Below are 16998 nucleotides of genomic sequence, written 5' to 3'. Positions count from 1 at the left end.
ATTTATTTCCTATTTCACAATAACTTAGTCTACATTCAATTTTTCTCGCCCGTATTACCGCCCAATAAAGCATCGAAAACAGCCCGCACCTGCGCGCGTGTCTCATCAAGATGCAGCGCCAACACTTTGCCATCTGGCAGCCCAACGGCTCCGGCAATGCGGGTAATCACTGGCGCAGCGACTTTATCAGGATCAAACGCACCCTCCACTGTGAGTCGCTGCCACTGAAACACATCTGATAGCAGCCGATACCCGGCACGTAGTGTTTCCGCCGTTTCCGGTGTGAGCAGACCCAGCTCGCCTGCAACATCGAACACCCGTGCGGTTCCAACATCTGCCGTTAACTCAGGGTGATCAGCAGCATGGGCAAGCACAAGATATTGCGCGAGGAATTCGAGATCGAATAATCCACCCCTGGCGAGCTTCATGTCCCAGACATCAGCCTCGCCCTTTTCGGAAGCAATCAGCGCCCGCATATCACGCACGGCAGTCGCTAGCGCACCACGATCGCGCTTTTGACGCAATACCTTGCGGATAGCAGCGGTTACATCATTGGCAAGACTTGCATCCCCCGCAACAACGCGCGCACGGGTCAGCGCCATATGCTCCCAAGTCTCAGCATTGTTAGCGTAATAATCCGGAAAGCCGCGAAACTGCGATGCCACCGGCCCTTGGCCACCTGAAGGGCGCAGGCGCATATCGACCTCATAAAGCCGCCCCCGACGCGTCGGAACCGTAAGAGCACTGACAAGGCGCTGCGTGAGACGGGCGTGATAGACGACCGCGTCAAGCGGACGCGCACCATCGCTCTGGCCCTGCTCCGGATCGAAATCATAGAGCACAACAAGATCGAGATCTGATGATGCCGTCATCTCGCGTGCACCGAGGCGGCCAAAGCCCAACACTACCATACGGCTGCCAGGCACAAGCCCATGATCAACCGCAAAAGCCTCACGCACTTTATCAAGCGTGACATCAACCAGCGATTCCGCAACAGCTGCATAGGCTTCACCGGCGCGTTCGGGGGGGATGATGCCGGAAATCAGGCGTGCACCGGTAAGGAATGTTTCTTGTCGAGCCGCATCGCGCGCTCTATCAAGAAACTCCTCAAAAGCCCCCTCTGTGGCCCCCGCATGCGCAACCAATGCACGTACCCGCTCACTAACGGTTTGTGCATCAACGGAAGCCGAGAAGAACGCTGGATCAATCACCGCATCAAGCACATGCGGACTTTGCGCGACCACATCTGTCAACCGTGGCGCCGAACCAAGCAGATCGGCGAATAACGCCAGCAGCCTATCGTTTGAACGTAATATTGATAGCAGTTCAACAACCGCCGGAATGCGCCCAAACGCTTCATCAAGCGCTGCCAGCGCGGTGTCAGGTGCAGCGGTGCGGCCGAGTGCGGTCAGAAGCGCTGGTGTAATTTCGGTAAGCACCTCGCGTGCTCTGGCACTCGTTACAGCCTTACGACGCCCAAAGTGCCAGCCTCGCACAGTTTCCGTAACCTTCTCCGGCTCCCGGAAACCAAGGCGCTGCAATGTCTGTAATGTTTCCGGATCGTCTTCCGTACCGGTAAAGACAAGGTTGCCTGCCTCTGCCGCAAGCTCAGGCCCGTCTTCAAAAAGCAGCGCGTAGTGCTCCTGCACGATACGCGCCTGGCGCGTCAGCTCGGCAGCGAACTCACTTAATGAAGCGAAACCGCAGAAGCGCGCAAAGCCTTCCAAGGCATCCGTTTCAGTTGGCAAACGCTGTGTTTGCTCATCTGCAACCATCTGCAAGCGATGCTCGATTGTGCGCAGGAAGATGTAAGCCGCAGTCAGTTCATCGCGGGCTTTATCGGTGATCCAACCATCCTCGACCAGCGCCTTCAACATATCAAGCGTGCGCCTGCCTCTTAACGCGGGACGTCTACCGCCAAATACAAGCTGCTGCGTTTGAACGAAAAATTCTATCTCTCGAATACCGCCACGCCCAAGCTTGATATCATGCCCTGCCACCGCAATCTCATTATGACCACGCACAGCATGGATCTGCCGCTTCATGGCATGGATGTCGGCAATGGTGGCGAAATCAAAGTACTTGCGCCAGATAAACGGCCTCAGCTCTTGGAGAAACTGCTCGCCGAGTACAAAATCACCCGCAATGGGGCGCGCCTTGATAAAGGCCGCACGCTCCCAATTTTGCCCAACGGTTTCATAATACGAAAAGGCTGTGGGTAGCGATACGGCCGGCGCGGTCGACCCCGGATCAGGGCGCAAGCGTAAATCCACGCGGAACACATAGCCATCCGCCGTCCGCTCTTGCAGCAGTTTAACGAGATCGCGCGCCAGTTTCACAAAGAACGCGGGCGGTTCAGCGCGGCCCGATACAGGTGCATCAGGATCGTAGAACAGCACGATATCGATATCGCTTGAATAGTTGAGCTCACCCGCACCATGTTTGCCAAGCGCGAGGGTTACAAGACCAGAACCTGCTTCGATATCATCTGGATCAGGCGGCGTGAAACGCCCTGAATCCTTAGCCTGCTTGAGCAGGAAGCGAATGGCACTGCCAACCGCAGCATCCGCAAATGCAGACAGCGAATAGATGACAGCCTCAAGATCCCATACGCCCCCAAGATCGGCCAACGCAACCAGCAGCGCATGCTCAGCCCTGGCTTGGCGCAGCTGCCGCATGAGCGCATCTGTATCCGCCTCCCGCCGTGCATTCGCAACGTCGGCGAGAATGCGAGACCTGACTTCCTCAGGACTTGCTGCCAACAATCCGGAAAGCCTCTGCGGATTGCCCAGCGCCAGCCGCCACAAAAATGGCGAATGCTCAGCCAGGCTGGCAATCAAAGTCTGAACGATAACTGGCCATTGCCCGGCATCAGGAATTTCAGCAAGCGCAAGCTGCGCATCAGCGGGACGTGCAAGAACCGGCGCGCGGATAATGCGCTCGATCAGGGGACTTGCGCTCGCATGCGCGGCTGGATGCGTCACGACAATGGCTCCGTTGCCTGTGGTTCGGTTTTTTGCTCGTGCGGCTCAGTATTGGCCGCGATAGGCAGAGCGAGTGTCACTCTTAAACCCGGGGCGTTATCTGCAAGTTGCAGTGTGCCATCATGCATACGCGCCACAGCAGCAACAAGGGCCAACCCTAAACCAAACCCAGGTTTTGTGCGCGAGGATTCCAGCCGTGCAAAGCGCTCCAATGCGCGGGCACGTTCATGTTCGGGAATGCCTGGTCCATGATCTGCCACGCTGATCACTGCCATCTCGCGTCCGTTTGCATCCCGCTCACGGCGTGCACTTATCGATATCCGTGCATTCTGGCCTTCTTCAGGCGTGCCGTATTTCAAGGCGTTATCGAGTAAATTGGCAAGCGCCTGCCCGACAAGCTCACGGTTGCCATTTATCTGCATTGTCAGATCATCCGCGATATCAACATCGACAGGCGTCTGCGCCTCATCCGCCACAGCTTCATAAAGCTCTGCGACTGAGCGCGCTGTATCGGCAATATCAAACAATGCGGGATCGGAAGGCGCATTCCCTGCTTCAAGCCGCGCAATGGTCAGTAGCGCGTTAAACACCCGAATGAGATTGTCCGATTCCTCAATCGTGCCCTCTAGGGCGCGCGCATATTCGTCAGATGTCTTTGCTGTGCGCAGCGCCTCTTCGGCGCGGTTACGCAAACGTGTCAGAGGCGTTTTCAAATCATGCGCGATATTGTCCGACACCTCCTGCATACCGGCCATCAACTCACCGATGCGATCAAGCATGGCATTAAGATTAAGCGCCAGCCGATCCAGCTCATCGCCATTGCCCGCAACCGCCAGCCTGCCCCCCAGATTACCCGCCATGATGGTGCGGGTTGTCTCGGTCATCGCATCAACGCGTTTCAGCACGCGGCTCATGATGAACCAGCCCCCGATGCATGCCAGTACGGTGACAAGCCCCAGCGAGAGAAACAAAGCCTCACGAATTACCTGACTAAGCCGCTCGCGCTCGGCAAGATCGCGTCCCACTAGCATGCGAAAACCGCCAGGCAGCATAAACACATGCACCATCGCAGCACGCGTTTGGGCCTCAGTTCCATCATCAGGGCTATAGAAGGTCTCATGCACGCCGGGACTATCCAGAATCTCCAATGGCACTGAATCGACATTGCCTGTCAGAAATTGCCCTGAAAATGTCGAGACCAGATAAAGCGAAGCACCGGGTTCGCGCGTGCGTCGGTCGATGATATTCACCAACCGCCTTATACCGCCTATACGATATTGCTCAGCCAATCCCCGTATTTCAGCAGCAATGGTATCGCGGATCTGACTGTCGATCACCTGCCGGGTGTTCCATGCCACATAGCCGATGATAAAACCGGCAAAGAGCATGAACAGCAACAGATAGAGAGCCGACAACTTGAAAGCTGTCGTGCGCAGTAACTTACCGAGCGCTGTCACGAACCATATACCCCGCACCACGAACCGTATGGATCAGCGCTGTCGCATGCCCCTTGTCAATTTTGGAGCGCAAGCGCGATACATGCACGTCGATCACGTTTGTTTGCGGATCAAAGTGATAATCCCAAACGTTTTCCAGCAACATGGTGCGCGTGACTACCTGCCCCGCATTGCGCATCAGATATTCAAGCAGGCGAAATTCACGTGGCTGTAGCGTGATTTCCTCGCCCGCACGGGTAACATTATGCGATAAACGATCAAGCTCAAGATCCGCAACGCGATAGACGGTGGCCTCACCGGCAGAGCCAACCCGCCGCCGCGCCAACGCTTCAACGCGCGCCAATAGTTCGGAAAATGCATAAGGCTTGGCAAGATAATCATCACCACCAGCCCGTAACCCCTTCACCCGGTCATCGACCTGCCCAAGCGCTGAAAGAATCAGTACTGGCGTCTCCACCTTCTGCTCTCGCAGCGAGCGGATTACCGATAGGCCGTCGAGCTTGGGCAACATGCGGTCTACCACCAGCACATCATATCCGCCCTCGCGAGCGAGCGCATAGCCCTCCAGCCCGTCAGGTGCATGGTCCGCTACATGGCCGGCCTCACGCAATGCCTTGATGACATAGTTGGCCGCGTCCAGATCGTCTTCGATGACAAGAATTCTCATAGGCATCAGAATAACCTTCCGTCTGCCAAAGAAAAGCGGCTACGTCAGCCTTTGCAGACAAGACGCAGCCGCCAATCACAATTGCTGGGGAAATATCAAAATCTCACCAGCCCGGATCATGATCCGGGCCGGGGAATTGACATCACTCACCGATGGGCAGCGCGACGAACCGAGTACCTTCCTGCGCCTGAACACGGAAAAGCACAGCCTTTTTGCCATCCTTACGCACAGCTGCAACTGCCTTGCTCACGTCGCCGGGCGTTTGTACTTTTTGTCCGGAGACTTCAATAATCACGTCACCGGTCTTGAAGCCGCGCTCTTCAGCAGCGCTATCGGGCTCAACGCCGACAACGACGACACCTTCTTTGCCAGCACCACCAACGCTCGCGGCAGGTGCAAGCCGCAGGCCAAGGCTGCTGCTGTCCTTCGTTCCAGCAGCATCACCGCCCTTTCCTTCATCTGGGAGCGCAGTGAGCTTCACGTCGATCGTGCGCTCCTTGCCTTCACGCCACACCTGAAGTGCAACGCTCGCATCCGGATTGAAGCCAGCGATTTCGCGTGAGAGTTCGCGCGCATCCTTCACCGGCTTGCCATTCACAGCCGTGATGGCATCACCCGTCTTTACACCGGCCTTATCAGCAGGGCTGCCGTCCTCAACACGGGCAACGATGGCGCCTTCAGCTTTCGCCAGACCAAGGCTTGATGCGATATCCTCCGTCACCGGCTGGATCTGCACCCCAAGGAAGCCCCGGCGCACGGTGCCATGATCGCGGATCTCGCCAACAACCTTCTGCACAGTCTCAGCCGGAATGGCGAACGCGATACCTACGCTGCCACCTGAAGGCGAGGCAATTGCCGTATTCACGCCAACGACATTACCGGCCAGATCAAATGCAGGCCCGCCGGAGTTACCCTTGTTGACGGAAGCATCAATCTGCAGAAAGTCGTCATAAGGACCGGCACCGATATCGCGGCCACGCGCTGACACGATACCCGCCGTTACCGAACCACCAAGCCCGAACGGGTTACCCACGGCAAGCACCCAGTCGCCAACACGAGGCAAGCTCTTGGCGAAGGGCACGAATGGGTAAGGCCCCTTCTCGTTTACCTTCAGCAACGCAATATCCGTCCGCGGATCAGTGCCGATAACCTTTGCGGTCAGCGTTTTACCGTCATCGGTGCGTACTTCAACCTCAGTGCTTTTCTCGACAACGTGGTTGTTGGTTACGATGTAACCATCTTCGGAGATGAAGAAGCCAGAGCCCTGCGCTTCACCAAAGCGACGTGGACCACCCCGGCGACCTTGCGGACGCTGTTCAGGCGGACCAAAACGGCGGAAAAACTCCTCGAACGGGCTGCCGGGCGGAATGCCGAACTGCTGAAGCATCGGATTCTCTTCATCCTCAACAGCAATCTTGACGCGCACAGAAACAACAGCCGGCTTCACCTTGTCTACGAGATCAGCAAACGAAGCCTGGCCAGGCACAACCACAGGCGCGGCTGGAGACGTCGCGGTGCTTTGTGCGAGCGCAGCAGTTGGTGGAGCGAATGTGAAGTTAGCAAGCGTTCCAGCTCCCGCCAGCGCCGTGAGTGCTACAGCACCAAGCAACATCGAACGGCTGCGGGTGCGCACTGAAGTGGTGTTGGAAGCTTTGGGATCAGACATATACTTCTCTCCTGCAAATCGGATCGGGATCCGGGATCACTTGCGTAACGCTACACGATACAAGCGATCACCGCCCCCTTCGAAATGCAATATGAAAGACTGACCCTTACGGCGATATCAACGTCGAATGAACAATTTGTAATATGAGGTGATCATAAATAACCGGACCGGGTATTGCTCGCATGGCAAATGTAGCAAGCTATGCGTCGTGCTCTCCATTCAACAATTTGTTGAGGCGCGCCTCTTCTTCCGGGCGCAAACTGGTTACTTCACTGGTTTCTCGACGCAGATAACCGCGCAGAATCGCCCAGCCCCCCAAGAATAAGACAATGAACGGACCAAGCCACAACAGGGCTGTATGCACGCCAAATACCGGCTTCAGCAGAACGAACTCACCATAGCGCTCAACAATAAAAGCTTTAACATCCTCATCGCTGTCACCGGCTTCGAGGCGGTCACGCACCAGAATGCGTAAATCACGCGCCAAAGGCGCATCCGAATCGTCAATAGATTCGTTTTGACAAACAAGGCATCGCAGGCCCGTCGATATGTTACGGGCGCGACCCTCCATAACAGCATCCGGCAGCACCTCGTCAGGCTGCACGGCATATGCAGGCAAAGCCAATGCCAGGAGGAGAACGATAAAAGCAATGATGCGCATGCCTATCCCCCTCACGACACAGACGCAACCGCAACATCCGTATCAGATGCCTTGCGGGCTTTGGCTTTAGCCTTTTGCGGTGCACCGATGCGTAATCTGCGGTCGGTAAGTGATAATGCTCCCCCGAGCGCGGTAACTAATGTGCCTATCCATATGAGTAAAACATATGGCTTCCAGTACAGGCGAACGCCAATACCGCCTGTCTCATCAACTTCCCCAAGCCCGACATAAATCTGGCCGAGACCGCGTGTCATCAGCCCTGCCTCTGTCGTTGCCATGCCACGGGTGGCGTATATACGCTTTTCAGCTTCCAATGCACCAACAGGAATGCCGCCACTCAGTACCGAAAAGCGTGCCACATCCGCGCGATAGGTATGTGCCGTACGTGGCGTAACCGCATCAAGCCGCAAGCTATAGGGGCCGACTGTCATTGTCTCACCCGGCTTGACGACCGCCAGATTCTCAACGCCCCATGCCGTTGCCGTGATGCCAAGCACAATCACACCCATTCCCGCATGTGCAATAGCAGTGCCCCAGGCTGAACGCGGCAATCCTTTCGCCCGTCGCCATGCTGTCGCTAGCGGCATACCGTGTGTCCAGGAGCGGGTTACAATTTCGGACAAGGAGCCAAACAACGCAAAGAACCCAAGCCCTACACCAAGTATAGCCAACACAGGCCCCCCACGCGTAACCGTAATCACGATGAGCGATATAACCAGTGCAAGCGCGAATGCTGCCATCAGCCTCTGTGCGGCGCCAAGCAAGTTACCGCGCTTCCATGCCAACGTCTGCCCAATCGGCATGATGGCAATCAGCGGGATCATGATTGGCAGGAAGGTTGCCTCAAAAAAAGGCGGCCCGACAGAGATCTTGTCAGTCGTCAGCGCTTCCAATGCCAGCGGATAAAGCGTGCCAATAAAAACCGTAGCGCAGGCAGTTGATAGCAGTAGGTTGTTGAGCACCAATGCTCCTTCCCGCGAGACCGGCGCAAAGATACCACCCTGCCGCAACATCGGGGCGCGCCATGCAAACAGGGAGAGCGAGCCACCAATGAAGAACATCAAAATGATGAGAATAAACGTACCGCGCTCAGGATCGACAGCAAATGCATGCACGGACGTCAGCACGCCTGAGCGCACAAGAAATGTGCCAATCAAAGACAGGGAAAATGTCAGAATGGCGAGAAGAATCGTCCAGACTTTAAGTGCATCACGTTTTTCCATCACAACAGTTGAATGGATCAAAGCTGTGCCTGCGAGCCATGGCATGAAGGAAGCATTCTCAACCGGATCCCAAAACCACCAGCCGCCCCATCCGAGCTCATAATAGGCCCAGTACGACCCCATCGAAATACCGAGCGTCAGAAAAACCCAGGCTGTGAGCGTCCATGGCCGCGCCGCACGGGCCCACACTGCATCGATACGCCCATCGATCAGCGCAGCAATGGCAAATGCGAAGGAGATCGAAAACCCGACATATCCCAGATAGAGCAGTGGCGGATGAATCGCGAGGCCAATATCCTGCAATAATGGATTGAGATCACGCCCCTCAAAAGGTGCCGGATCAAGTCGTGCGAACGGGTTCGATGTAAACAGAATGAACAGCAGAAATGCAATCGTTACCGAAGCCTGCACAGACAGCGTGAGCGCTTTAAGTCTGTTTGGCAGGCTTTTGCGCGAAAGCGCAACCATCGCACCGAACAAGGTGAGAATAAGCACCCAAAGCAGCATAGAGCCTTCATGATTGCCCCATACACCGCTGATCTTATAGATAAGCGGCTTCATTGAATGGGAATTCTCGAAAACATTCACCACAGAGAAGTCTGATACGACATAGGCATAGGTGAGCATTGCGAATGCCAGCGCAATACCTGCGAAGGTGCCAAGCGCAGCCGGCACAGCCATAGCCATAAGCGCAGTATCCCGTGCACGCGCCCCCCATAGCGGCAGCACGCACTGCACCACAGATAATCCCAGCGCCAACGTCAGGGCAAAATGTCCAATTTCGACGAGCATTCAGTCCTCAACGCTGGCATTTCCGGGCAAAGCGTTCATCGCCATGCATCATAAATGCGTTATATAACAATAATTTATTGGGTTACCACCGCATCATCGCTTTCGGTGTGCTGCCACAAGCCCTTTTCTTTCAGGGCATCAGCCACCTCACGCGGCATGTAGTTCTCATCATGCTTGGCTAGAATGCTATCAGCAGCAAAACCGCCATCAGGCATAAGAACGCCTTCGGTGACGACCCCCTGCCCTTCACGGAAAAGATCAGGCACCAGCCCCGTGTAGCGCACGCTGATATCGCCAGCGCCATCGGTCACAACAAAACGGATTGTCTGCCCACCTGGCTTCTCAACCGACCCCTGTTTGACCAGCCCCCCAAGCCGTAGCCGCGTTCCGGGGGTGATGTTCATTGCTGCGATATCGGCAGGTGAACGAAAGAACACCATGGTATCCCGCATGGCAAAAAGCACGAGCCCAAGAGCTGTACCTAAAATGGCCAAGCCCCCTGCAATCAGCGTCAAACGGCGCTGTTTCCGTGTCATTGGCCGTTCTCCGTACCCTGTTGATCTATCGCCACTGGTGCTTTTTCCGAACTTATCTGGAGCTCTTGCGCCAATGCATCGAGATGGCGTAATGCCACAAGATCACTTGTAAAGCGCGCACGTGCACGTGCAAGAGCTGCCGATGCATCCGTTTTTTCGCCAAGCACCACGTATGAACGAATAAGCCGCAGCCAGTCTTCAACGCTGGAAGCCTCATCATCAACCCGCGCTGCCAGTTGCGCCACCATGCTGCGAATGGCCTGCATTCGCTGTTCTGGCGCCAGACCAGCAATGGCTTGCCCTGTTTCTGTTTGCGTTGGATCTTGGAGTGCCGCCAACCGCGCAGCAACCGCAGGACGCCATGGCGCATCCGTGGGGGAAGACGCCAGCAATTGCCGCAACTGATTCAATGCCCCCACCTTATCGCCATCCTGATCGGTAGCGAGGGCACGATAATACGCGGCTTTTGGGTTGCCCGTCTCAAGCGTCAATGCCTTATCAAATGCTGCACGCGCTTCAGCCGTGATAACGCCTTGAGCGGCCATTACCATCGCCTCGGCCCAATCGGCTAACCTGTCAGCCGTCATGCCATTCAGGCGCAAAGCCTCTCCATAGGCTCGGGCAGCATCATCAAAACGCCCTGCCCGCAGATATATGGGCGCCAACACTTCCCAGCCTCGACCATCATCAGGCTGGCGGGCAAGATGCCCCTCAACCCGCGCAACCGCTTCGTTAAGGTCAAGATCGCGCGGATCGCTCGTTGCCATACGCCCTGCAAATGGTGCATCAGGCACATCAGGGCGTCCAGACGCGCCATAGAGCGTTAGTGCCACAAGCGGAATGATCGAGATCGCAATCGCAGAAGCTGCGCGTCTGCGCCGCAGAGCTGGTTCGCCTCGCTGATCGCCTTCTGCCGGCTTCTCGGCCACCGCGCGCAGCAGGCGACGTCCCGCTTCAGCACGTGCAGCATCACCCTCGGTTTCAGGCAGCAGACCACGCGCCACCTCTCTTTCGATATCAGCAATCTGCTGACGAAAGAAAGCGGTGTCATCAACCATGCCTTCGCCAGCCGCCTGCGGGCGACGCGATAGCGGCCACAACACGGACAGGACGGCAGCACCCGTCATAAGAGCAAAAACAAACCAGATCGTCATGCGCCTTCATAACACTAGCAATGCGCCCGTGCTGATATTCATTTGCGGCGACATATAGTCACGGGGAATTCACGGATATAGGCTACCCGGCCGGATATCAAGAGGGGCATTAGGTATGGGCACAGGCGTGGCTGGTGGCGTTTCTTGCGCAGGCTGGGGCAGCGTTTGGGGCTGTATCAACTCGCGTTGCTGCGCTGCCTTCATCTGATTTTCTGCGGCCTCCTTAGCTGCTTGTGCTTTGAGGCGCGCTGCTTCCTCCTGAGCTTGCTCTAACCGCCGCTGCTCGCGTTGAGCGCGCTCCTGCCGTGCTTTTTCGATACGCTGCCTTGCATCAGCCTCAAGCTTCTCGATTCTATCGAGCTCACGCGTTAGGGAAATCGCAGCAAGACCGTTCGCCGCATGACCTGCATCTATCGTGCGCTCAACCGCATTAAGCGGCCCACGCCACACAACAATGGCTTGCGGCGGGGCACCATTCCACCCCTCAAGTGGCATTGCGCTTGTGAGATGTGCCCGCGCGTCGAATTGCAGGCGGCTGATATCGAATACCCCGTTCACACTCGCCTTGGCCTGCGATGCTTCCAGCGACACGGGCCCAAAGCGCAATGCACCACCCGCAATTGTCAGCGGAATAGCAATGCCCTTTACCGGCCACGCGCCTTTATCAAACGCAGCACCAAGGCGGGTAGAGATTGTGCTCATATCAGTGTTGATGGCCTCAGGCTTAAGCAGCTCAGGCATCAACCGTGCTAACGCTGTCGGATCAAACCGGGGAATAGCTGCTTGCAGTACCTGCACCTCTCCGCCACCAGAAAGATTGGCAACGAGTCCGGCAACGCTTTCTGCTGAAGCGCCAATATCCAGACGCGCATTCAGCGTTCCATCCCCTTGACCAGGGCTTAACGCTGAGAGCGCCATGCTTTCAAGCGCAACATTGGCCCGGAAATTCGCCTGAGAGCCAGAACGACGCAAAGCAATATCCCCCTTCGCCCTTCCGCCTCCCGGAAGGTCACCCGTGATCTCATGAAGATCAACTATGTCGGGCGAGAGATTGAGCCGCAAGGATGCATTGTTGAGTGTGATCGCGGACATGACGCGCATATGTTTTGCACGCAAGCGGATATCGACATTAACCCCAGCCTCAAACGTAGACTTAACATCCTGGAAGCGCCTGGATGACCAAACCTGCCCCGCCTGTGGCTGTGCAGCATCCCCCAAAGAAAGAGCGAGAAGATCACCAAGATCAAGCCGGTCCACTACCAGCTCGCCGGTCAATTTGCCGTCAACCATCGCAATTGCACCTGATACTGCGTCACCTCCGACGGTACCTTGCAGATCGTTCAGTTTTAGCGCCTTGTCATCCCACGACAATGCAGCCGTAACCTTTGTATCTCTTCCCAGCTGCACGCCCGGCAATGAAAACTGCAGAATATCCACCACGGGGGTAAGGTTGCTGCTTGCGAGTGTCAGCGGACCTGAAAGGCGCATACTGCTTCCATCACTTCGCCATTGTCCAGCTAGTGTCGCACGACTGTCAGCAATCATGCCCTCCCCTTGACCATCAAGGCTTGCAAAGGAGGCTCCCCTCGCGGACAGCTTGAGTTGGATCGGCACAACAGTGGCATTCTCATCAAAATGAGCATTAGCAACACCAAGCTGCCGCAGCATTGCTGCTGCATTTGGGCTGGCGAGAGAAACCTCAACCACCGCCTTGTCTTTAGCTGCCCCCGATGGATCATGGATGAGCTTGGCATCGATGCGTGTTTGCGCTGCCGTTCCCTTAATAACCGCAACAAGTGGTCGCCCGGTACCTGGTCGCGCAATTGTTGCCTCAAGCGCAAGCGGCCCAATGTCTGGCTCCAGACGTGAGATCACCCGCCCCCATAACTCCGGTATGAAAGAGCGCGATAGAGCCAATACTGCTTCAGGCCTCTCGGCATTTAGCGAGGCCACAATGCGCCCCCCGTTTTCATCAAGATGCCCTGAAGCCACAAGATGGGCATTGTGGTGATCAACCATCTCGAATTGATTGATGTTAATGCCCTCAGGGGATGTCGTAAACCCTATGCTGAGACGTCTATCCTGTATGGCAGAGGCTGCGCCGAACTGCAGATTATCTGCCTCGATTGCGACATCCAGATCTGTTTCGGTTTGCATAAACAGAATAGGATCAAATTCTGGAAGAGCAGCCAGATCAAGGTTGTGAGCGTTTAGCCTTGCTATCAAACGCCCGCGCTGTTTGCTCTGGGCGGGCGTGTAGTGCAGTTCACCAATGATACTGGTTTCCCCTGCTGACCAACGCAAGTCGCGGATGGCAATACCAGCTTCAGACGCTTCAATCTCGCCTGCAACAGCCATATTCGGCCACTGCCGCAACGTTTGCGTTAGCTGCGGTACAAGCCCCATATTCGTAAGTGCGTTGGCAAGCCGCTGCGTATCAGTCCCGGTCATTTGGACATTGCCTGCAAAGCGCGGATTACCATGCGTTAAAACGTTACCGCGCCCCTGTATTGTCCCTCCCGGGAAGGTGAGAGCAAAACGTTCTACATCAATCTGAGGGCTCCCCTCCCTTTGCGCCACACTGAGCTTTACAGATGCAGGACCTATCTCTTCACCTGAAAGGGCAATGCTTCCCAAGGTCAAAGAAAGATCGACAGGCAAACCGTCAAGCTTAGTCATTAAACGTTTGGAGAGGCTTTGCACGACACTGCGATTTTGCGTGTTGGATGCCTGCAATAAGGGCACTGTATCAATTCTTCGTCCATTGAGCATCAGCATAAGGCGCGGCATCTCACCCGCTCGGAATGCACTGGCATCGAGCGCAGCGTCGCCTGCCAGCACAAGTGCACGCACTCCTTCGCCCACACTTAGCTCAAGATCTTTTCCAATGATCTGCCAGCCGTCATTGCTGATATTGGCTGTCGCAACCAAGCGAGCCGGCACCGCTTGCGCATCGGCAGTGGCCACAACCGGCCATTCCGGCAGCGGCGACGAGGCAATCAACCGCCCTTGAATCACCGGCATTACACCAAGCTGCATCAGGCCATCGAATTCGCTATAAGCACCAACGTTGACGGTTTCCTTAGCCGCATCCAGACGCAATTTTACACGCACACGGCGCTCTACATCAGGCAATCCGGTTGCAAGATGCAATCCATGACCCGCAATGCTTCCATCAATCCGCCAAGGTCCCGCGAGCGCAGCAGCACTGGCGGTAACATCGATAGGGCCAATAACCTGCTCCACGATGCCAGCTTCTGAAGCGCTCACAAAACGCAGAGTGCCGTCTTCGATGATCAGGCCATTGATACCCGCTGCATTGAGCGCCCCCAATTGCATATCGGAGAGGACTGGCACGCTGAAAGCGCCATCAGTGTTGACATCAACCCGCATGACAGGGCGCACCAACCGTGCCTGTGATACCTTAATATTACCGCCAAGCAATGGCGGCGCTTCCAGCGATATATTGAGGCCATCTGCGCTGAGAAAAGGTTCATCGCGCCCCACAGCCACCCGCTCTAATGCGAGATGGGGGGTAGGCAGCAATCGCACAGTGATTGCGCCTTCAGTGTGCACAGGCACGCCGAAAGCCTTGCCAAGAGCTGTTTCCACCTCAGCACGATAGGCCTGCCAATTGATAAAATACGGCACGGCAAGCGCTGCGCACAGCACCACGACAATCAGCATCGCGACAATTGTAAAGAGATCGCGCACCCTTATCCGCCCCATCGTTGACAGCAACAGCTGTGCCCTGCAGCGCAAGCCTTGCCAGCAAATACCCGCCTAATTCAGGAACTGAACCATTTGGTTCACGTGCAGGCAAGCATCATTTGATGGCAAGCAGAAGCGTAGCAACAACCGCTCTATGACAGCGCAGATGCATCCTCTTCATCCTGTTTCGGATCAAGGATCACATCGACATCAGCGACATCATCATCTACCTGTACCAGCGGACTAATCGCACCCTCTGCTTCAAGAGCAAGCGTCGCACGGGCAGCATCCACTTGCCGCTGACGGTTCCACAAGGCGGCATAGAGACCACCACACTCCAGCAGAGCCTTATGCGTTCCCCTTTCGACAATTTCACCGCGATCAAGCACCAGAATTTCATCGGCATTGATGATGGTCGATAACCGATGTGCAATCACCAACGTCGTGCGGTTGCGCGAGACCTGATCAAGCGCCTGCTGGATTTCCCTCTCGGTAAAACTATCAAGCGCAGAGGTTGCCTCATCAAGCACCAGAATGCGCGGAGACTTCAGGATCGTCCGGGCGATTGCCACACGCTGCTTCTCACCGCCGGAAAGTTTGAGACCTCGCTCGCCGACTTGCGTTTCATAGCCTTGCGGAAGTGTGCGGATAAATCCATCAATCTGGGCCAGCGTTGCAGCTTCCACCACTTCAGCATCGGTCGCATCAGGGCGGCCATAGCGTATGTTATAGCCGATGGTGTCATTAAACAGCACCGTATCTTGCGGCACCATTCCAACCGCTGCACGCAGACTCTCTTGCTGCACAGCAGCGATATTCTGCCCATCAACCAGAATCTGGCCTGACTGCGGCTCATAAAAACGGAAAATCAACCGCGATAGCGTCGATTTACCTGCGCCCGATGGTCCAACCACAGCAACCGTTTTACCAGCCGGCACCGTAAAGCTCACCCCGCGCAGAATGGGGCGCTCTGGTGTATAGGCGAAACGCACGTCTTCAAAGCGCAGCTCCCCGGCAGAAGCATTGAGGGGCAATGCATCCGGCTTATCCTTGACCTCAGGATCACGATCAAGAATGGAGAACATCTCACTGATATCAATCAGCGCTTGCCGGATTTCGCGGTACAGCATACCCATGAAATTCATTGGAATATAAAGCTGCATCAGCATGGCGTTGACCATGACGAAGTCACCAACAGTGGCAGCGCCCGAGCGCACATCAAGCACAGCCATCACCATGACAGCAACCACACCGAGCGAGAAGATAATCGCCTGCCCACCGTTCAAATAGGACAACGAAACATACGTATCAATACTGGAGCGCTCAAACCTCGCCATGGATACATCATAGCGCGCGGCTTCCCGCTTCTCTGCGCCGAAGTATTTGACGGTTTCATAATTGATGAGTGAATCGATAGCCTTGGTATTGGCTTCCGTATCTGACTCATTCATGCGCCGCCGGATATCGATGCGCCATTCGGTTACCCGATAGGTGAACACGAGATAAGCCATCACCATCACAAAAACGACAGCCGCAAATCGCCAATCGAACTGCCACCAAAGCACGCCAACGACCAGCACGAATTCAAGAATGGTAGGCAGCAGATGCAGAACAAACATCCGCACCAGTTCTTCAATGCCCGCCCGGCCACGCTCAAGCACGCGCGTCAAACCGCCGGTTTTACGTTCAAGATGAAAACGCAACGACAGCGCATGCATATGCCGGAAGGTATCGAGCGCCAGTCTTCGCACGGCATGCATAGCGACAGAGGCAAAAAGTCCATCCCGCCATTGCGTTAGCAGCGCCATAAGAATGCGCATGCTGCCATAAAGCACGGTGAGGAACACCGCGCCTGCCATCAAGGTGGCAGCTTCGTGCCCTTGCGTTTCGCCAGTCAGCGCATCCACTGCCCATTTGAAGCTGTAGGGCATTGCAACCGTTACAAGCTTTGCCGCAAGCAGCAGAACGAAACCGAAGTACACACGGCGACGCAGATCAGCGCGATCACTTGGCCACAGATAGGGCCATAGGCCCTGTAATGTACGCTCAAATCGCTGCTTGCGCGATCCTTCGTTCCGAGAACCCGTGCGCGGTTTAGACATGCCTTGATTTTCCCAGCAGATTTATTTCCCGGCATATATAGTATT

Annotated in this window: 10 protein-coding genes; all 10 read right to left on the bottom strand. The window is 55.7% G+C overall.

The genetic code is table 11. From position 1 onward, the window contains the following. Positions 1–35 precede the first annotated feature (35 nt). Positions 36–2984, bottom strand: coding sequence for a bifunctional [glutamine synthetase] adenylyltransferase/[glutamine synthetase]-adenylyl-L-tyrosine phosphorylase (locus tag VRZ32_RS01875; RefSeq protein WP_414523739.1), 2949 nt, complete (start codon positions 2982–2984; stop codon positions 36–38). Continuing rightward, positions 2981–4441: an ATP-binding protein gene (locus tag VRZ32_RS01870; RefSeq protein ID WP_414523738.1), complete on the bottom strand. Its 1461-nt coding sequence runs from the start codon at positions 4439–4441 to the stop codon at positions 2981–2983. The genes VRZ32_RS01875 and VRZ32_RS01870 overlap by 4 nt, the downstream gene beginning before the upstream one ends. Further along, on the bottom strand, positions 4425–5108 hold the full coding sequence (locus VRZ32_RS01865; protein WP_414525007.1) for a response regulator transcription factor: 684 nt from the start codon (positions 5106–5108) through the stop codon (positions 4425–4427). Before VRZ32_RS01865 ends, VRZ32_RS01870 begins: the two co-directional genes overlap by 17 nt. 142 nt (positions 5109–5250) lie before the next feature. Beyond that, the gene (locus tag VRZ32_RS01860; RefSeq protein WP_414523737.1) at positions 5251–6774 is read right to left on the bottom strand and encodes a Do family serine endopeptidase; all 1524 of its coding nucleotides are present in this window, start codon (positions 6772–6774) and stop codon (positions 5251–5253) included. Between the two features lie 199 nt (positions 6775–6973). Beyond that, entirely contained in the window at positions 6974–7435 is a 462-nt protein-coding gene (locus VRZ32_RS01855; RefSeq protein ID WP_414523736.1) for a cytochrome c-type biogenesis protein, read from the bottom strand. An 11-nt stretch (positions 7436–7446) separates the two neighbouring features. Then, positions 7447–9450, bottom strand: coding sequence for a heme lyase CcmF/NrfE family subunit (locus tag VRZ32_RS01850; RefSeq protein WP_414523735.1), 2004 nt, complete (start codon positions 9448–9450; stop codon positions 7447–7449). Between the two features lie 74 nt (positions 9451–9524). Continuing rightward, on the bottom strand, positions 9525–9986 hold the full coding sequence (gene ccmE / locus VRZ32_RS01845) for a cytochrome c maturation protein CcmE (RefSeq protein ID WP_414523734.1): 462 nt from the start codon (positions 9984–9986) through the stop codon (positions 9525–9527). Then, a complete protein-coding gene (ccmI, locus tag VRZ32_RS01840) occupies positions 9983–11140 on the bottom strand; it encodes a c-type cytochrome biogenesis protein CcmI (RefSeq protein WP_414523733.1) in 1158 nt (385 codons plus the stop codon). The genes ccmE and ccmI overlap by 4 nt, the downstream gene beginning before the upstream one ends. A 69-nt stretch (positions 11141–11209) precedes the next feature. Continuing rightward, positions 11210–14854, bottom strand: coding sequence for an AsmA family protein (locus tag VRZ32_RS01835; protein ID WP_414523732.1), 3645 nt, complete (start codon positions 14852–14854; stop codon positions 11210–11212). A gap of 149 nt (positions 14855–15003) precedes the next feature. Next, entirely contained in the window at positions 15004–16953 is a 1950-nt protein-coding gene (locus VRZ32_RS01830) for an ABCB family ABC transporter ATP-binding protein/permease (RefSeq protein ID WP_414523731.1), read from the bottom strand. Between the last annotated feature and the right edge of the window lie 45 nt (positions 16954–16998).

The organism is Pseudochelatococcus sp. G4_1912 (assembly GCF_047501465.1).
GTDB lineage: Bacteria > Pseudomonadota > Alphaproteobacteria > Rhizobiales > Beijerinckiaceae > Pseudochelatococcus.
The sequence above is the reverse complement of the archived record's forward strand: the minus strand, read 5'-3'. Positions and strand labels throughout refer to the sequence as shown.